Source organism: Mesonia sp. HuA40 (assembly GCF_008017835.1).
Classification (GTDB): Bacteria; Bacteroidota; Bacteroidia; order Flavobacteriales; family Flavobacteriaceae; genus Mesonia.
The window spans coordinates 1-18,697 of record NZ_VRLT01000016.1; the positions used below are offsets into that span (position 1 = coordinate 1).

The window sequence follows — 18,697 nt, forward strand, 5'->3', positions numbered from 1 at the left end:
TCTTTGACCGTTACGGTAAGCTATTGAAGCAATTAAGCCCAAGTGGTCCAGGATGGGACGGTACCTTTAACGGTAAGCCAATGCCATCAAATGACTACTGGTTTAGTGTAGAATACAAGCAAATTTTACCAACCGGTGAAGAGCGTATAGATACCTTTAAAGGTCACTTTACCTTGAAGCGGTAAGCTATAATACGCTGCATTAAAATTTATAAGGCTATTCAAACCAATAGCGGGTCAATCTTAAAAATTGTGTGCCAATTGAAAAATTAATTTGATTTTCGAATAAGCCTTTCATGCGTCATCGATAAGGCATAATCCATAATGAGTTTTCATAGCCCTAAATTTTCTTAATGAACGGTGTAATCAAGGCTTTTTAGCATTGCCAGATGTCTTCCAAGATTTACTTTCAAGTCAAGATGAAGTCGGTTTACTCTAATTCATACGTATATCAAAAGCGTATTGAGTCCACACTGAGTCCACACTGAGTCCACAGTGAGTCCACTAATTAGTGGACTAAAGTAAACTCATAATAGCTTCAATATAGATTTAGAATAGAAACAATTTGGTTTAAACTTTGCTTTGATATAAGGTAAGAATACTAAAGAGCTGAGTCAGCTTTAAGCAAGTAGGATTTAAAGCGTAATAAAATTTGTATACTGTCTAAGGTTTAAAATACAGTACAATATGAACGAGGCATCTACTCGAAATTTAAAAGCTTTTAGGGCTCAATTCAGAGGAGGTAAAAATGTAGCATTCTTCTGGTATAGCTTAACTACAATTTTTGCCTAAACACAACAATTGTTTTTTATCCCCAATAGTCTTTTAATGACCTTAGCTTATAGCCAGGTAATAAATCGAATAAGGCTGATGTACTATCCTTGATTTTTGACTAATAATTCCAGTAGATTTTCATTTTAAAGTAGCTATAAAAAATAAAAAACTGCTATTCTACATTATTTATGCTGTTTTTTCTGCATAAACAATATAATAACGGGGCGTCAGCGTTCTTAATAAAGGTCTAATACCAATTTTATTAACGGGGTTGGTCCATTTTTCTCTAGCTTTAATTTGCCATCCTGCCTTCTCTAAAAGCCAATCGAATTGCCAATCTTCAAACTCATGATAATGCCTGTCCCAAGGGTCTGTTTTACTACGGTAGGCAGGAGCAAACCACAATTTTAAAGGTATGCTAGCCACCAATTTATCTGCTTTAATGGCTTTTAGTACATTAAAAGGAGCGATTAAGTGCTCAAAAATCTCAAACGCAGTGACAAGCTCTACATCGGCAGTTGCCGCAATCTGATAATCTACATCAAGATCTTCGCCTTGTGTATTTTTTACCTTGTAACCTGCATTTTTCATAATTTCGGAAAAGGGATTTTCAATACCTAAGTCTAAAACGCTTTTTGGTGCTGGGCAATGCTTTTCTAAAAAAGCCAAGGTATGCTTGTAGCGTTTGTTTGGGAAATTTTTTTCGTACACGTTGATTACAATTTATAGACCATAGCGTTGATATTCATTCCGGCACCTACACTGGCAAATAGAACAACATCACCTGTTTTAACTTCTTGATTTTCTAGTTGGTTGTTCTTTACCAAATCAAATAAAGTAGGTAATGTAGCCACCGAACTATTTCCTAGTTCGGCTATGCTCATAGGCATTATATGTGGTGGCATTTCTAAGTTATACAATTTATAGAAGCGCTCGCAAATCGCCTGATCCATTTTTTCGTTGGCTTGGTGCAGAAAAATCTTTTTAAGTTGATTTATTTGAATGCCACTTTTGTCTAGGCAGTTTTTCATAGCTTGAGGAACATAAGATAAAGCGAAATTGTAAATTTTTCTTCCGTTCATTTTTATGAAACGAATGTCTCTTTCTAATTTCTTATTATAAGAGGCTTCGAAGGTTAAATAATAGGCCTCTTCAAGCGTGTAACTTGCACTTTCATGGGCAATTATTCCATCGTTTTCGGTGTTATTTACCGCTTCGATTATAGTTGCTCCTGCCCCGTCGCTAAAAATCATACTATCTCTATCGTGGCTATCGACCACTCGCGATAAGGTTTCTGCGCCAATAATAAGGCACTTTTTGGCCATTCCTGCCTGAATAAAAGCCTGTGCATGAATAACTCCTTGCAACCAGCCTGGGCAACCAAATACAAGATCGTAGGCTACACAAGCTGAATTTTTTATTTTTAATTGGTGTTTAACTCGGCTAGCCAAACTCGGTACCGCATCACTTTGTTTTTGGTTGTGTTTAACATCCCCAAAGTTTTGGGCTACAATGATGTAATCTAAGCTCTCTGGATCAATAGCTGCATCTTCGATGGCTTTTTGGGCTGCAATAGCTGCTAAGTCAGAGGTATTCAAAGCGGGATCTATATACCGACGCTCCTCAATACCTGTGATTTTTTTAAATTTTCTTATGATCATTTCATTTCCCCCAGATATGGCAGCCCCATCTTCATTAAGAAATTCGTGTTGTAAAAAATTCTTGTTGCTTATTCTTTGATCTGGGATACAACTTCCTACTCCTGTTATTTTGATTGACATAGTTTTGCTTTTTTATAGCTAAATGTTATCCTCTCATTAAGTTAAACTCTAGCGTTATTATCCCTAAATTTTATAGTTCAATTTATTATACGACTAAATTAAGCATATTATTTTTTAGGCGATGAAGATTTGGGGTTATATTGGTAAGTATTGATAAAAAAACCGCAATAAAGCCTAAATGTAAAATAAAGCTTTATTGCGGTTGAATTAAAAAGGGAATTCTAATACCTGTTGGCTTTCTATGAAAGAACGACCAATTACAAGTTTATTCTTCAGAGGTCATATAGGTTTCAATCGGCTCGCAGGTACACATTAAATTTCTGTCTCCGTAAGCATCATCAACACGTCTTACCGAAGGCCAAAATTTATTTTCTTTGATGTAATCTAATGGATAGGCGGCCTTTTCTCTACTATAGGGTAATTCCCAAGAATCAGCTGTTAGCATACTAAGAGTATGCGGCGCATTTTTTAATACATTGTTTTCATCTTCTTTTTGGCAAGTTTCAATTTCTTCACGAATCGCAATCAATGCATCGCAAAAACGGTCTAGCTCGGCTTTGCTTTCACTTTCGGTAGGCTCTATCATCATAGTTCCGGCCACGGGGAAAGATACCGTAGGCGCGTGAAAACCATAATCTATTAAACGCTTGGCGATATCTACCACTTCAATCCCTTTGGTTTTAAAAGGTCGGCAGTCAATAATCATTTCGTGTGCTGCTCTTCCTCTTTCGCCGGAATATAAGGTTTTAAAATGATCTCCTAATCTGCTTTTAATATAATTTGCGTTTAAAATAGCGTGTTTGGTGCTCGATTTTAAACCCTGGCTACCCAACATATTTATATAGGCATAACTAATTAGACAAACCAATGAAGAGCCCCAAGGTGCAGCCGAAATTGCCGAAATGGCTTTTTCTCCTCCTGTCTTTATAACCGGGTTACCTGGTAAAAAGGGAACAAGTTGCTTTGCAACGCAGATAGGACCAACTCCTGGACCACCACCACCATGGGGTATGGCAAAGGTTTTATGTAAATTCAGGTGACACACATCTGCGCCAATTTTTCCGGGGTGAGTTAGGCCTACTTGCGCGTTCATATTGGCACCATCCATATAAACTTGGCCTCCATTATCATGAATAATTTGTGTGATTTCGCGAATAGCCGATTCAAAAACTCCGTGTGTAGAGGGGTAGGTTACCATTAAAGCAGCCAAATTATCTTTGTATTTAATTGCTTTTTCACGTAAATCGTCTACATCTATATTACCTTGGTCTGTTGCTTTGGTTACCACTACTTTCATTCCGGCCATAACCGCACTTGCAGGATTGGTTCCGTGTGCAGAAGAAGGTATCAAACAAATATTTCTATGATGGTCTCCTCTTGATTCGTGATAAGCTTTAATTACCATTAAACCGGCATACTCACCTTGAGCTCCCGAGTTGGGTTGTAAAGAGGTCGCTGCAAAACCTGTAATTTCGGTTAATTGGTCTTCTAAACGCTTAAGCATTTCTTGATAACCTTGGGCTTGGCTTACAGGAACAAAAGGATGAATACCACCCCATTGCGGATCGCTTAAAGGCAGCATTTCTGATGCAGCATTGAGTTTCATGGTGCAGGATCCTAAAGAAATCATAGAATGATTAAGGCTCAAATCTTTGCGCTCTAATTTTTTGATGTAGCGCATCATTTCGGTTTCAGAGTGGTAGCTGTTAAACACCTCCTGCTGCATAAAATCTGTATCGCGCTCTACTTCGGTGTCTTGTAATAAATCGATTTGCTTTAACTCGATAGGATTTACCGATTTTTTAGCAACTTGTGCAAAAACGGCCAAAATATTATTGAGATCGGTAATCGAAGTCGTTTCATTTAAACTGATGCTTACCACATCTTCTGCCGGATAGTAAAAATTGATTTCGCTAGCTTCGGCAATTTCTTGCACTTGCTTGGCATTTGCTTTAACTCTTAAGGTGTCAAAATAGGTTTTATTGAGCTGTTGATAACCTAAATCGCTTAAAGCTTGTGCTAAAGTGGTAGCTTTATAATGAACTTGGTTGGCGATGTATTTTAATCCATCTGGTCCGTGGTAAACGGCATACATACCTGCCATAACCGCCAATAAAACCTGAGCGGTACATATGTTTGATGTGGCGCGATCTCTTTTAATATGTTGCTCACGGGTTTGTAAAGCCATTCGTAAAGCAACCTCTCCATTTTTATCTTTACTTACGCCAATAATGCGACCAGGAATATTACGTTTATACTCCTCTTTGGTTGCAAAATAAGCGGCGTGAGGGCCTCCGTATCCTAAGGGAATACCAAAGCGTTGCGTGGTACCCACTACGGCATCTACGCCATAATCTCCCGGAGCCTTCAATTTAACCAAGCTAAGTATATCGGCAGCGACAGCAGTTTTTATTTCTAGAGCCTTGCATTTCTCGATAAACTCTTGGTAGTCAAAAATCTCACCACTCTTACCGGGGTATTGCAAAAGCGCTCCAAAATAGGCGCTGTCAAAATCGAATTCGCGGTGATCGCCCACCACCAATTCAATACCTAAAGGCTTTGAGCGGGTTTCAAGTAGCGATAAAGTTTGTGGTAGCACCTCTTCAGCAACAAAAAACTTATTGGCTTTTGCCTTTTTCTTCGCCTTGGCGCGAACGGCAAAAAGCAATGCCATAGCCTCGGCAGCTGCAGTAGCTTCATCAAGCAGCGAAGCGTTGGCCAGTTCCATTCCTGTAAGCTCAGTAATCATGGTTTGAAAATTGATCAAAGCTTCTAATCGGCCTTGAGCAATTTCGGCTTGATATGGCGTGTAAGCGGTATACCAACCTGGATTTTCTAAAATATTACGTTGAATAACGGCAGGCAAATTAGTGTTGTGATAACCTAAACCGATATAGGTTTTAAAAACTTGATTTTTGTTTGCTAGTTTGGTAATATGTTCTGCATATTCCTGTTCGCTCATTCCTTCACCAACTTCAATTTCTTTTTCTAATTTGATGTCATCTGGTAAAGTTTCATAAATTAATTGATCAAGACTATCTACACCGATGGTTTTAAGCATCTCATCAATATTACTAGGTCTAGGACCAATGTGTCTTAAAGCAAAAGAGTTTGTATTCATGCCTTTAAAATATAAGTTGTGTTTGTGGTTTGCAAAATTACGTTTTTTCGTTAGATTTAAATAGTTTATCGGGGTAATTATGCTTAAAAATTATGCTTATTTTTTTGTGTTTAAACCGATTTAAAAATAGTTACTTTTGCACCTATGCAGTTTCTTAAAAATGCTTTGGCGCTATACATTCGTGCGAGCCTTCACGTTGGCTTAGCCGTTAGCGCTTTAAGTCATTTATTTTCTCAACATTTTCAACAGACCGCTGCACCTAGTTTTTATTTGTTTGTATTTTTTGCGACTGTGGTAAGCTATAATTTTGCTAAATTCTCAGCGTTCCAGCACTTAAGAAGCCTTGGCTTTCATCTCACCAAAAAAAGTGTATTGTTGGTACAATTTGTAGCGGTAATTGGTTTGGTAATCACTTGTCTGCAGTTAGCAATTTCTCAAATTTTGTTTGCGGGTATACTGGGGCTTTTTACATTATTGTACGCTATTCCACTGGGCACTAACAAACAGAATTGGCGCAATAGCGCATACTTAAAGATTTTTATAATTGCTGGGGTCTGGGCCTGTACAGTGGTGGTACTGCCACTTATTCCAATTATAAATATGGAGCTAAGGCGCTTGATGGCGTACACCGCACTCGTTTTTGTTTTTACGCTAGCGAGTACCTTGGTTTTTGAAATAAGAGATTTAAATAAAGATGATGTGCATTTAAAAACCATACCCCAACTCTACGGTGTAATGAATACCAAGATTTTGGGTGTCTTTTTGTATCTTTTTGTAATACTAGGTATTGGTTTTTTAAATGAATTTAATACTGCTTTTTGGTATGCTTCAATTTTAACTAGTGTAATGGGTATTTTATTTTTAGCTTTCGCTGATATAAAACAACCAAAACATTACGCCGATTTTTGGGTGGAGTCTTTGCCTATTTTTTGGTGGTTGCTGTACCAGTTGGGGCAATGGTATTATTAGCTTGTAATTTACTTTTTAAGTAATCGAGATCTTTTGCATTTAGTTTTTGATGCGGTAACTGCTGCATTAAACGCGTAAGTTTAGCACTACGTTTAGCATACTTTTTACAAGCTTTACAAAGTAGCAAATGCCCGTAAACCCGTAGTCTTTTTCTCCAACTTATGGGCTGGTATTGCATTTTATCGTAATAAATTGCCATCCGTTCACAAATACTGGTCTGTTTGTCTTTATGATGTTTCATTACAGCCATTGTTTTTCGAGGCATTCAGCCATTTTTTGGCGCGCCCGATGAATCATTACCCAAAGATTAGACGAAGAAAGCCCCATTTCATTACAAATTTCATCGGTAGATTTGTGCTCAATACTTTTCATAATAAATACTTGAGCATGTTTATCGGGTAGTTTATTCAGACAATTGAATATGGCCTCACGTAATTCTAGATTAACCATATGTTCTTCTGCATTAAGACCAGGTTCTCTGGCGAGGCGATCTTCTATATAATTGTGATTTTCTCCTATAGAAAAATCTTTAAAATCGACTCGTGCTTTTTGCTTTTTTGTGCTTGCTTTTCGGTAATAATCTATAATTTTACGCTTTAATATGGCCGTTAACCAGGTGCGTTCGCTAGCTTGGCCTTTAAATCTTTTTTTAGCTTTAAGACCGGCCAAGAAGGTTTCCGAAACTAGGTCTTTGGTAATTTCTTTATTGTTTAGGCGAACAAAGGCATAGTTAAAAAGAAAATCGGCATAGCGCTCTACCCACTTATTTGGGTTAAGTTTGTTTTCTTTGAGGCTCATATTTTAAATGAATTTGCTAAGTTTAAAATTACGAATAAAAGTCGAGCTGTATTTTTAATACTAGATAATATTAACATTATGAAGCATTTGCTTGTTATAGGATATTTATGGCCCGAGCCCAAATCGAGTGCTGCGGGAAGTAGAATGATGCAATTGTTGGAATTGTTCTTAGATAAAAATTGGAAAATCACCTATGCTAGCGCTGCTAAAAATAGCCAGTATGCGGTTACTCTAGAGAATTTGGGGGTAGAAAAAGTAAGCATACAGCCTAACGATGAATCGGTAAATACTTGGTTAGCACAACTTGATCCAGATGCGGTACTTTTTGACCGATTTATGATGGAAGAGCAATACGGCTGGCGCGTTGCAGAAAATTGTCCCAATGCTTTACGGATTTTAGATACAGAAGATTTACACTTCTTTAGAAAAGTACGATCTTTAGCCTTGAAAGCAAATAGAGATTTAAGCAAAGCAGATCTGTTTTCTGATGAGGCCAAAAGAGAAATAGCCAGTATCTTGCGATGCGATTTGAGTTTGATTATCTCTGAAGCCGAAATGGACTTATTGCTTAAAACCTTTAAGATAGATGAGAATTTGTTGTTTTATCTGCCTTTTCTGCTCGACGAAATTCCACCGGAACAACAAGATAATCTACCGGAATTTAGTCAGCGAAAAGACTTTTTATTTATAGGCAACTTTTTACATGAACCCAATTGGGATGCTGTCCGTTTTTTAAAAGAATCGGTTTGGCCAAAAATCAGAAAAGGCTTACCCGGCGTTAAACTGCATATTTATGGCGCTTATGCTAAGAAAAAAGTGAAACAATTGCACAACGAGCCTGAAGGTTTCTTGGTACACGGTAGAGCAGATGACGCACTAGAAGTAATTCAATCGGCTCGACTATTGTTGGCCCCACTGCGTTTTGGTGCAGGTTTAAAAGGTAAATTTGTAGAAGCTATGACCGTAGGAACACCAAGTATTACCACCATGATAGGGGCAGAGGGTATAGGCGGATCGCTACCGTGGAGTGGCGAGATAGCCAATACAGCCGATGAATTGGCTCAAGCCGCTATACAATTGTATACCCGAGAAAAACGCTGGCTTACTGCTCGAAAAAATGGATTTGCCATAATAAAGAATCGTTTTCAAAAAAATGAGTTTGAGCCTATTTTCATGCGGCAGGTAGAACATTTGCTCAAGCGGTTACCGGCTCATCGGGAAAAAAACTTTATGGGGAGTTTATTGCAACATCATACCTTACAAAGTACCAAGTATATGGCGCGGTGGATTGAAGAGAAAAATAAAAAATAAATATGGCCGGTATCTATTTACACATCCCGTTTTGCAAGCAAGCTTGTCATTATTGTGACTTTCATTTCTCTACCGTTTTAAAGCGTCAACCTCAAATGGTGGAAGCCTTAAAAAAGGAATTAATTCTGCGTAAAGCAGAACTGAATCAAAAAGTGAAAACGATTTACTTTGGAGGAGGAACGCCTAGCCTATTAAGCATCACTCATTTAAACGAACTACTAACTTGTATTAAAAATCATTATGCGGTAGATGAAAAAGCCGAAATCACCTTAGAGGCAAATCCAGATGATTTAAGTAGGGAAAAGTTAGAGGCACTATCTAAAACAGGTATAAACCGACTGAGTATAGGAGTGCAATCTTTTTTTGAATCGGATTTACAATTGATGAATCGCGCGCATAATGCGCAAGAAGCTCAACAAGCAATTGTTTGGGCAAAAGATTATTTTGAGAACCTTTCACTCGATTTAATCTATGGTATTCCAAAAATGAGTCTGCAGCGTTGGGAAGAAAATATAGACCGAGCCTTATTGCTTGATATCCCGCATATTTCGAGTTACGCGCTTACCGTTGAACCCAAGACTGCATTAGAGAATTTTATTAAAACAGGAAAAATACCGCCTGTAGATGAGGCTTTGGCTAAAGCTCATTTTGAATTGCTGCAAAGTAAACTAAAAGCACAAGGTTTTATAAATTATGAGTTTTCTAATTTTGGTAAACCTGGCTTTTTCTCTCAAAATAATTTGGGCTATTGGTTGGGTAAACCTTATTTAGGTATTGGTCCCGGCGCACATAGCTATGGCAACGGGCAGCGTTCTTGGAATCTTGCGCACAACATAAAATATATACGCGCCTTACTTCAAGATACAAGGCCGTTTGAATATGAAGAGCTTACAAGTAAAGATGCTTATAATGAGTTTGTTATGACGCGTTTACGAACTATGTGGGGCATTCCTTTAAAAGAGGTGCAGCAGCGTTTTGGTAGTCTATTTTCTCAATATTTGCTAGCACAAGCCAGTGAACATTTGGCGGCAAGCCGTTTGATTCTCCGTGACGAACACTTGATCATTGGCTCAACCGCTAAATTTTTAACCGATGGCATTGCTGCCGATTTGTTTTGGGTAGATTAGGCTTTATTACGCATTAAAATATCCGCTACAGCGGCATTAATTTTCTCAAGAAAACGTTCATCTGCTTGGTTAAAAGCATTGGCAGTATTAGAGTCTATGTCTATTTGTCCTATGTTTTCGCCGTTTACAAATAGCGGAATCACCACTTCGCTCTTCACGTTGATATTGCAAGAGATATAATTATCTTGCGCCTGCACATCGGGTACTACAAAATTTTGGTTAGATTCGGCCACTTGTCCGCAAATACCCTTTCCAAAAGGTATGATGGTGTGCTCGGTTGGTTCACCGGCATAGGCGCTTAACTTAAGCTCGGGCTTTTCTCCATTTTTAAAGTAAAATCCTACCCAGTCATAGTGGGCTACCTTTTCTTGTAATAACTGGCAAACCAACTCCATACGTTGGTCTATTGTTAATTCTTCTTTATTTAAAATAGAAAGCGCTTCTTGTTCTAAAAGTTTGAAATCCATAACTTTTTTTTGGTAAAAGTTTATTTTTCTGATCAAGGTTATAAGTTAAAAAATCTTAAATTTGAATAGAATTTTTGCTATGATCAAAATACTTAAAAAGAACAAGGCCGTATTAAAATTTCTTGGTCTTTTTGGCGGTAGCTACCTGGTTTTAAGCTATTGCTACAATCAATACTTGAATTTAGATTTTTCAGAGAAATATTATCCCGATTGGGTGACGCATTGGGTTACCAAACAAAGTCTAAGTCTTACTCAGTTTTTAGGTTATGATGCACATGCCGTGCCGCATCCCTACGAAGCCAGTATGAAGTATTTTGTAGAAGGCGAATATTTAGCGCGTATCGTTGAGGGATGCAATGCTGTGGCGGTAATCATTCTTTTTATCGCCTTTGTAATTGCCTTTCATGCGCAGTGGCTAAAGACAATAGCTTTTATTCTCTTTGGGTTGGTTTTTATTTACCTGCTCAACGTTTTGCGGATTTCATTGTTGTGTATTGGTATGTATGAATACCCTGATTACCAGCGCGTTTTACACGATATTGTTTTTCCTGGTTTTATATACGGGGTGGTATTTGTACTTTGGTTATTATGGATGCGCATAGGGGTCGAAAAAAAGAAGTAAGATGCACATTATTAAATATTTAGGGGTTGCTCTTTTGATGCTTGCTTTGGTTGCTGTACGTTTTTTTGAAGATGAATTATTTGCCGACCCATTAATCGATTTCTTTAAAGGGAATTTTTTGCAAAAACCAAGGGCTAATTATGATCTAGGGGAGGTACTATATCCTACACTAATGCGGTATTTACTCAATAGTTTATTAAGTATAGGGGTGTTGGTTTTACTTTTTAAACGCCGAGCGGTAAGGTTGTTTGCTATAGTATTTTATGTTTTTGCGCTATTTCCGTTAATCGGACTGTTTATTTATTATTATAAAAATTTAGGTCCCGATACCTATATGAGCTTTTTTTATATTCGGCGATTTTTAATTCAACCTTTGTTTTTACTTTTATTAGTGCCCGCCTTCTATTACCAACAAAAGCACACCAAGATAGAATAATCTATAGCTTTACGGATTTTATATATAAAAAACCGACGCCTAGGCATCGGTTTTTTTTGTAATTAATAAGATGAGATTGTATTAATCATTTGGATTTAAAATGGCATCTATTCGTTCTACTAGATCTTGTAAGTGATATCTACTCATACGATCTGAGGTACGTGAGATGGCGCGTTGCGCTTGTCGATTTAAATTATTTAATTCGGCGCGTACCACTGGTCTAATATCACTTTGAGCCACATTAATACCACTCTGATTAATCCAGCTTCTTAATCTTGAAGGTATCTTGTTCTGTTTTTCGGTCATCAAGTATTGCATACGGTCAACGTAAGCGCGCTGTAGGTTTCGACGATATACATCAATGGTTTTACCCTGTGCCAATTCGCTAAAAATCCCCGTTCTCAACTCGGTCATCATATCCAAAAGACCATAAGCATTTTCGTTTATGTTCTCATTTTCGATTAACCTAGCCATTCTTCCAAAATCAAGTAGATTATTTAGGGTACGTACTTGGTAAGCTCTTATTCTTTCTACACTACCGTCATATTCTATTTTGTTGAATATTTCTTTATCAAGCATCCAATCTGGAGTGGTAAATAAATGCTGCTGTAAGAAGGCCATTGCTCGTTTTTGTTTTTCTTTATCGACGTGCGTATAAACAGCACCTTCTTGGTCGTAAGTTTTATAGTGCTCGTAAATACCACCAATGTTTGCAGTAACATGCCCCATATATCGATTAAATTGCCCTAACACTTGCTTATAAAGTTCGCCTAAATCTTCATAGTTTTTACCGTCTTCTGCAGTCCATTCAATCAAATTAGGAACAATACGCTTAAGGTTTTTAATTCCGTATTCAGAGGCGAGCATACTGTCATGTCCTAGATCTTCGGTTTGCGAACTCGGATCGATAACACTACCTCCTTGTTGTTTTCCAAAACGGTACATAGGGTCTCCCGCATGTTTTAAAATCCAGCTATCTAAAATAGGCTTTTCTTCTTCGGCTGTTTTATCTAAGATGGGTCTATACCCCCAATTGATGCTGTACTTGTCATAAACACCAATATTAGGCATTAAAGCTACATCGCCATCGCCAGGTTGAGCGATATAATTAAAACGAGCATAATCCATAATCGAAGGGGCGGTACCGTATTTTTTTGTAAACTCAGGATCACGCAAGTCTTCTACGTTATAGGCTACACTACTTCCCATATTGTGAGGTAAGCCTAAGGTGTGTCCTACCTCGTGTGATGAAACAAAGCGTATGAGTCTTCCCATTACCTCGTCTTTAAATTCAACACCTCTTGCATCTTCGTTGATGGCAGCCGTTTGCACGAAGAACCAGTTTCTTAATAAAGTCATTACATTATGGTACCAGTTGATATCTGATTCTAAAATCTCTCCAGATCTAGGATCAGATACGTGCGGACCGTTGGCATTAGGAATAGGAGAAGCCAAATACCTAATTACAGAATAGCGAACATCTTCTGGGCTCCAATCTGGATCTTCTTCTTTGCTTGGCGCTTCTTTAGCGATTATGGCATTTTTAAATCCAGCCGCTTCAAAGGCAACTTGCCAATCTTCAACACCTTGTTTAATGTAAGGAATCCATTTCTTTGGTGTAGCTCGATCTATATAATAAACAATCTGCTTTTTAGGTTCAACCAACTCACCGGCAAGAAATTTCTCTCTGTCTTCTTCTTTAACCTCTAAACGCCAACGATCTAAATATTTTACGCTTTTACTTTTTTGCGCCTCTAGACCATAATCGGTTTGGCTTCTTGCAAACCAACCTACTCGCTCATCAAAGTATCTTCTTTTCATGGGTTCTTTAGGTAATAGAACCATAGAGTTACTCATTTTTACAGAGATAGAACCTGTTGAAGAATTGGAAGGAGGGTTACCCGCTTTGTAAGTTTTTACATGGCGTATCTCAATATTTTGCGGATAAGATCTAATGGTGTCTATATACGACCTGTTTTTATCTAGACCTCCTATTTTATACGATTTTCTCCTAGCTTGAGGAAAACCTAAGGCTGCTACATCTTTCTCGAATAAATCTGTTGCATCAATAACCGTAGAATTACTTAAAGAATCTTTTTTAAAGGCCTTAATAGGGAAGGCATACAGAATGGGTTCAAAATTTGAGTTGACAACCGCTTCGTGAACCGGTAAGCTATCGGCTGCGACCACATTATGCGATACTACTCTAAGTAAAACACGGTCGCCCTTTTTTTGCCAGCGCAATACTTTGGTGTTTTGTTTACCACCACCAAAGCCAATTCCGCTAGCGGTTTTCGCTATTCTGGTAACCATTAACATCTCGCGATTCAATAAAGAATCGGGTATTTCAAACATATATTTTTTATCAAGGTAATGTACCTTGAACAGCCCTTCGTCTGTTTTAGCTTTTTTGGTAATTACTTGTTCATAAGGTTTTATATCCCCTTTGGTTACTGCATTTTTCTTGGTGGGTTCGGTTGGCTTTTTTTGAAAAACCCCACAGCTTCCCAAAGATATACACAATCCGACCAAGGCCAGTTTGGTTAATGATCTACTCATTTTTATTAATTTAAAATGTTTCTATTAAAAAGACTGCGAAATATAACAAAGGTTTAATTGCGAACAGGATAAATTGGTAACTTTCTTTAATTTGTTTGAAAAAAAAGTAGTACCTTTCCTAATAAAAATTAAAAGTATGTCTTCTATATTAGATTTATTAAAGACCACAGCAGGACAAGAATTGATTGCTGGGGCGAGTGAAGAAACAGGAGTTTCTAAAGAAAAAACAGGTAGTGTTTTGTCTATGGCTTTGCCTGCCATTCTAGGTGCTATGAAAGGAAATTCTAGCGGTTCACAAGAGGGTTTAGAAAAAGCCTTGAATTCTAGCGAGCATAACGGATCTATATTAAATAATTTAGGCGGTTTGTTGAGCGGAGATAAAAGCGAATTGTTGAATAAAGGAGGGAGTATTTTAGGTCATGTGCTAGGCGGTAGTCAACAAAATGCGCTTACCCAAAATATCTCTAAAATGACTGGAGTAGACTCCAGTTCTATTGCTAAAATAATAAAGATGGCCATGCCAGTAGTAATGGGCTTCTTAGGAAAACAAAAACAAGAGGGAGGTGCTAATCTTTCTTCGCTTTTAGGTTCGGCTATGGGTACTAGTGGAAAGCAAGACGGCTCTATGCTAAACGCATTGCTTGATGCCGATGGCGATGGTAGCGTTATGGATGATGTTGTGGGAAAATTATTTGGTGGAGATAAAAAAGGAGGAGGTCTAGGCGGACTGTTCTAACCGAATCAAAATTTACTTAAAAAAAAGGAATCTCGCTTGCATGTGAGATTCCTTTTTTTAAGCAAAAATTAAAATTATGAAACGCCTTATTATTACATTTTTCACGTTATTTTCTATGAAATTAACGGCTCAAAACTCATACAAAGAGTTAAAAGAAATGTATCATGAAAAAGATACATTGTATGTGTATTATGACGAAGGGAATAATCAACAAACACGCTTAATCGGTTTAAAAAATAGATCTTATGCAGGAGATTATGACTATTGGAAGACTATGTATTTTAAAAATAATGTATTTTATGAAAAAGATTTTATAACATTTATTAAAAGTAGGTATTTAAATGCTTCTTTAAAAATCCCCGATTTAAAACTCATCGACACCGCTTGGATCAAGAACCACCAAGACAAAATGATATATCCAGAACTTTTTGAGCGGTTTGATGTTATAGAGCTCTATAATATTTTAGTCTATAAAACCATATATTTAATAGAAGAAGAGAATTTTTTTGGTGCTAAAGTATATGCAAGAGAGGTAAAAGTCTATTCTAATTATAGTCTGCCAGAATAATGAAAAAGTCAAGCTAAGAATTTTAAAAATTAAAGTAATAAAGTAAAAATCTGTTTAGATACTACATAGTAGGGAGGTATATAGGTTAAAACCACTTTAATATTAAATAACTTATTATTGCTTCATCTGGTACAAAAAGAAAAGGAATCATTCGGTTTTGAATGATTCCTTTTGCTATTCATTTTAAATTTTTAAAAGAATTAAAAATTTCTAGTTTTATTTAAATAAATTTAGAGAATCAATTTCTGTATAACCATTTCCCAGAAAGCCTCCTTTTATAAATTGAAAATGCTTTTTACCGTAAACCAAAGCAATTTTTTTTAGTTTAGATCCGTAGACGCGCTTTTCAATGGTATCGTTTCTAGTGTAAACCATAATATCGTCAGCTCGAACTCTAGGAACGGTTTCGCATTCGTATTTTTCTAAATAATCAGTTTCCCAATCACATTGGGTTAATTTTATAGGGCCGTATTTTTCTTCGTAAATTTCAATCATTTTATCTCCAGGTATATCTACTCGAATGTCTGCTGGCTGAATCCCGAGGTTTTCTCTATTTTGTGATGTGTATTTACTGTTTCTAATTATTTTAGGGATTGATTTGTTTTCTTTATCCTTAAAACTATCGCTAAAATGCATACCTACTATTTTTCGCATCTTTCTTTTTAAAGTGTCCATTTCCTGAGGTGAAAAAGCTGTAGAATCTCTTAACGCTACACTTTCAAAAAAAACAGTATATCCTTGTTTACGGAGTTTTTCTAATTTGGTTTTTACATCCGCATAAAACTCAGGATGGTTAATATGAACCATCGGGAAAAGTACTAGCGTTTTATCTTTTTCTTGGTTATAAAAAACTTTTGTTTTTACTTTTTTTGAAGTTATTAATTTAAGGTAAATTGTAGAACAAGAACTTAAAACACAAAGAAATAAAATTAATACGATAAAAGATTTCATAAAATATATTTATTATTTAGGCCATCTAAAATTAAATTAATTAGATGGCCTAAATTTTTTAAAAAGGGAAAATAGCCTCAATAACTCGGACAGTAGTATCTACCCAACAAGCTGCTTTGCAGCCTCCTCTTCCTTCGTTTTTCTCATATTTATCTTTGCATGCCTCAATGCAACCCGCATGTTCTGTTAGACCATCATTCGGATCATCATCATCGTCACCATCACCATTTGCAACATTGATTAATTCAGCTTCAAGTTCAGCTTTTGTGATACCTTTTAATTCAAGTATATTGTCTGAAATATCAAAGAAGTGCAAATCATCATCTTCTTCTGATATTCCTATAGTAAAAAGAATATTAATTTCCTGATCTGTAGCTTCATCGTAATATGGTCTTTCAATCTCATAAATACTAATTTCTGATTCAGATTGATTTTCATAATCATTATTATCTATATTTACTTCAGGCTTTTCGATTTCCATGGCGGTATTGTCCTCTACCGCTGGGTCGCTTGAACAGGAAGAGAAGATTAATAACAATAATGAAATTTGTAAATAATTTTTAAAATTTTTCATGTGTTTTAAATTTAATGTTAATAAAAAAAATCTGATCAGAAGCTCAAATATAAAACACTAAACATATATATATATATATATGTAAAGTTAAATAAATGCTAACAAGAAAGTTCTTGAATAAAAAAGAATTACCCAACTTAGAATAATTCCTTTTTTATTATCGTATTGAGAAAATTATCACTACTAACTACTCATAGCTAAAATACTATTCATCCAACTCTACAAATAAACCCTCGTCGGTTTTATTTACCGTGGCGAGATTATGTTTACGTAGTCCTTTTAGGGCTTTGTCCCACTTTTTATTGCTCAATCCAGATTTTCCTTTTATGGTTTCCAATTCTTGTGGAGATTCTTTCTTTAAAAGATCTAAGACTGTTTTTTCTTCCTCGGTTAATTCAATTTTTTTACGTTCTGGTTTCATTTGCGGGAAAAACAACACTTCTTGAATTGATGGATTATTGGTTAAAAACATAATTAATCGGTCCATCCCAATACCTAGGCCAGAAGTAGGGGGCATACCATATTCTAATGCACGTAAGAAATCTTCATCTATAAAGCCTGTAGCCTCATCGTCTCCTTTCTCAGACAAACGCAATTGTTCTTCAAATCGCTCTCGTTGATCAATTGGGTCATTCAACTCAGAATAGGCATTGGCAATCTCTTTACCGCAAACCATTAATTCAAATCGCTCGGTAAGTTCAGGATTATCCCGGTGTTCTTTGGTAAGCGGACTCATATCTTTAGGGTAATCGGTTATGAAGGTAGGTTGAATGTAATTGCCTTCGCATTTTTCACCAAAAATTTCGTCAATAAGCTTTCCTTTACCCATGGTTTCATCTACCTCAATCCCCATATCTAAAGCCGCTTGGCGGAGTTCTTCTTCAGATTTTCCTGTAATATCATAGCCGGTAAATTCTTTAATGGCATCGGTCATAGTAACCCGCTTATACGGAGCTTTAAAATCTACTTCGTGTTGTCCAAAAGTAGCTTTGGTCGTACCGTTAACAGCGAGGGCACAATGCTCTATTAATTTCTCGGTAAAATCCATCATCCAATTGTAGTCTTTGTAAGCCACATAAATTTCCATTGCTGTAAATTCTGGATTATGGGTTCTATCCATCCCTTCATTTCTAAAATTTTTAGAAAATTCATAAACCCCATCAAAGCCACCAATGATAAGTCGTTTTAGATACAATTCATTCGCAATTCTTAAATATAAAGGAATGTCTAAAGCGTTGTGATGCGTTACAAAAGGTCTAGCGGCTGCACCTCCCGGTATAGACTGTAATATTGGCGTTTCAACTTCAAAATATCCTCGCTCATTAAAAAACTCACGCATGGCATTAAACAACTTGGTGCGTTTGATAAAGATATTTTTAACTTTAGGGTTTACCGCTAAATCGGCATAACGCTGGCGATAGCGTAATTCTGGATCATTAAATTTATCATACTCATTGCCCTCTTTGTCTACCTTGGGCAGAGGTAAAGGTTTAAGCGCCTTGCTTAATAGGGTAAAGTTTTTTACCAATACGGTTTTTTCGCCCACTTGTGTGTTAAAAAGCTCACCTTCGATTCCTATAAAATCTCCTATATCTAATAGTTTTTTATAAACCTCATTATATAATGTTTTATCCTCACCGCTACAAATTTCATCTCTATTAAAATATACTTGTATGCGGCCTTCGCTATCTTGTAGTTCTGCAAAAGAAGCTTTACCTTGTATACGTCTAGACATTAATCTCCCTGCAATAATCACCTTTTTTCCTTCCTCAAACTCCTGTTTAATCTTTGCGGAAGTATGATCTACCGGATATAAATCTGCTGGATATGGGTTAATACCTAGTTTTCTTAGAGAAGCTAATTTTTCTCTACGCACAAGTTCTTGTTCAGATAACTGCATAATG

At 36.6% G+C, this 18,697-nt stretch carries 18 protein-coding genes; 8 read left to right on the forward strand and 10 right to left on the reverse strand.

Annotation, left to right across the window (positions count from 1 at the left end):
- Positions 1-185, forward strand: a 185-nt coding sequence (locus FT993_RS01705) for a T9SS type B sorting domain-containing protein (RefSeq protein WP_147860813.1), incomplete at its 5' end; no start/stop codon positions are given.
- 774 nt (positions 186-959) lie between these two features.
- On the opposite strand, the gene FT993_RS01715 is transcribed toward FT993_RS01705, so the two are convergent.
- The 3 genes from FT993_RS01715 to gcvP all read right to left on the reverse strand — a co-directional run bounded on the left by FT993_RS01715 (position 960) and on the right by gcvP (position 5,675).
- On the reverse strand, positions 960-1,484 hold the full coding sequence (locus FT993_RS01715; RefSeq protein WP_147860814.1) for a class I SAM-dependent methyltransferase: 525 nt from the start codon (positions 1,482-1,484) through the stop codon (positions 960-962).
- A gap of 5 nt (positions 1,485-1,489) precedes the next feature.
- Positions 1,490-2,554 carry a 3-oxoacyl-ACP synthase III family protein gene (locus tag FT993_RS01720; protein WP_147860815.1) on the reverse strand — a complete coding sequence of 355 codons (1,065 nt, stop codon included), beginning with the start codon at positions 2,552-2,554 and terminating at the stop codon, positions 1,490-1,492.
- 265 nt (positions 2,555-2,819) lie between these two features.
- Positions 2,820-5,675: an aminomethyl-transferring glycine dehydrogenase gene (gcvP, locus tag FT993_RS01725; RefSeq protein ID WP_147860816.1), complete on the reverse strand. Its 2,856-nt coding sequence runs from the start codon at positions 5,673-5,675 to the stop codon at positions 2,820-2,822.
- Between the two features lie 144 nt (positions 5,676-5,819).
- Between gcvP and FT993_RS01730 the strand changes: the two genes are divergently transcribed.
- Positions 5,820-6,644 (forward strand): hypothetical protein, encoded by an 825-nt coding sequence (locus FT993_RS01730; protein WP_147860817.1) that lies wholly within the window; start codon positions 5,820-5,822, stop codon positions 6,642-6,644.
- Here the strand turns inward: FT993_RS01730 and FT993_RS01735 are convergent.
- On the reverse strand, positions 6,598-6,909 hold the full coding sequence (locus FT993_RS01735) for a hypothetical protein (RefSeq protein ID WP_147860818.1): 312 nt from the start codon (positions 6,907-6,909) through the stop codon (positions 6,598-6,600). The genes FT993_RS01730 and FT993_RS01735 overlap by 47 nt on opposite strands.
- Positions 6,885-7,442 carry a sigma-70 family RNA polymerase sigma factor gene (locus FT993_RS01740; protein WP_147860819.1) on the reverse strand — a complete coding sequence of 186 codons (558 nt, stop codon included), beginning with the start codon at positions 7,440-7,442 and terminating at the stop codon, positions 6,885-6,887. The genes FT993_RS01735 and FT993_RS01740 overlap by 25 nt, the downstream gene beginning before the upstream one ends.
- Positions 7,443-7,520: 78 nt before the next feature.
- Between FT993_RS01740 and FT993_RS01745 the strand changes: the two genes are divergently transcribed.
- Both FT993_RS01745 and hemW read left to right on the forward strand, forming a co-directional pair.
- Positions 7,521-8,753 carry a glycosyltransferase gene (locus tag FT993_RS01745; protein ID WP_147860820.1) on the forward strand — a complete coding sequence of 411 codons (1,233 nt, stop codon included), beginning with the start codon at positions 7,521-7,523 and terminating at the stop codon, positions 8,751-8,753.
- 2 nt (positions 8,754-8,755) lie between these two features.
- A complete protein-coding gene (hemW, locus tag FT993_RS01750; RefSeq protein ID WP_147860821.1) occupies positions 8,756-9,880 on the forward strand; it encodes a radical SAM family heme chaperone HemW in 1,125 nt (374 codons plus the stop codon).
- Here the strand turns inward: hemW and FT993_RS01755 are convergent.
- A complete protein-coding gene (locus FT993_RS01755) occupies positions 9,877-10,347 on the reverse strand; it encodes a GAF domain-containing protein (RefSeq protein WP_147860822.1) in 471 nt (156 codons plus the stop codon). The genes hemW and FT993_RS01755 overlap by 4 nt on opposite strands.
- 61 nt (positions 10,348-10,408) lie before the next feature.
- On the opposite strand from FT993_RS01755, the gene xrtF reads away from it, so the two are divergent.
- Both xrtF and FT993_RS01765 read left to right on the forward strand, forming a co-directional pair.
- On the forward strand, positions 10,409-10,969 hold the full coding sequence (xrtF, locus tag FT993_RS01760; RefSeq protein ID WP_255504395.1) for an exosortase family protein XrtF: 561 nt from the start codon (positions 10,409-10,411) through the stop codon (positions 10,967-10,969).
- Position 10,970: 1 nt separating this feature from the next.
- On the forward strand, positions 10,971-11,405 hold the full coding sequence (locus FT993_RS01765) for an exosortase F system-associated protein (protein WP_147860823.1): 435 nt from the start codon (positions 10,971-10,973) through the stop codon (positions 11,403-11,405).
- A gap of 81 nt (positions 11,406-11,486) precedes the next feature.
- Here the strand turns inward: FT993_RS01765 and FT993_RS01770 are convergent, their stop codons facing one another.
- Entirely contained in the window at positions 11,487-13,964 is a 2,478-nt protein-coding gene (locus tag FT993_RS01770) for a zinc-dependent metalloprotease (RefSeq protein ID WP_147860824.1), read from the reverse strand.
- Positions 13,965-14,100: 136 nt separating this feature from the next.
- On the opposite strand from FT993_RS01770, the gene FT993_RS01775 reads away from it, so the two are divergent.
- Together FT993_RS01775 and FT993_RS01780 are read left to right on the forward strand one after the other, a co-directional pair.
- Positions 14,101-14,700: a DUF937 domain-containing protein gene (locus tag FT993_RS01775; protein ID WP_147860825.1), complete on the forward strand. Its 600-nt coding sequence runs from the start codon at positions 14,101-14,103 to the stop codon at positions 14,698-14,700.
- Between the two features lie 76 nt (positions 14,701-14,776).
- Complete coding sequence (locus tag FT993_RS01780) at positions 14,777-15,268, forward strand: hypothetical protein (protein WP_147860826.1); 492 nt, start codon at positions 14,777-14,779, stop codon at positions 15,266-15,268.
- Between the two features lie 216 nt (positions 15,269-15,484).
- Here FT993_RS01780 and FT993_RS01785 read toward each other — a convergent pair whose 3' ends face one another.
- The 3 genes from FT993_RS01785 to lysS form a co-directional block, all read right to left on the reverse strand.
- Positions 15,485-16,219: a hypothetical protein gene (locus FT993_RS01785; RefSeq protein ID WP_147860827.1), complete on the reverse strand. Its 735-nt coding sequence runs from the start codon at positions 16,217-16,219 to the stop codon at positions 15,485-15,487.
- A gap of 58 nt (positions 16,220-16,277) precedes the next feature.
- On the reverse strand, positions 16,278-16,793 hold the full coding sequence (locus FT993_RS01790; RefSeq protein WP_147860828.1) for a hypothetical protein: 516 nt from the start codon (positions 16,791-16,793) through the stop codon (positions 16,278-16,280).
- Positions 16,794-16,998: 205 nt separating this feature from the next.
- Complete coding sequence (lysS, locus tag FT993_RS01795; RefSeq protein ID WP_147860829.1) at positions 16,999-18,693, reverse strand: lysine--tRNA ligase; 1,695 nt, start codon at positions 18,691-18,693, stop codon at positions 16,999-17,001.
- Between the last annotated feature and the right edge of the window lie 4 nt (positions 18,694-18,697).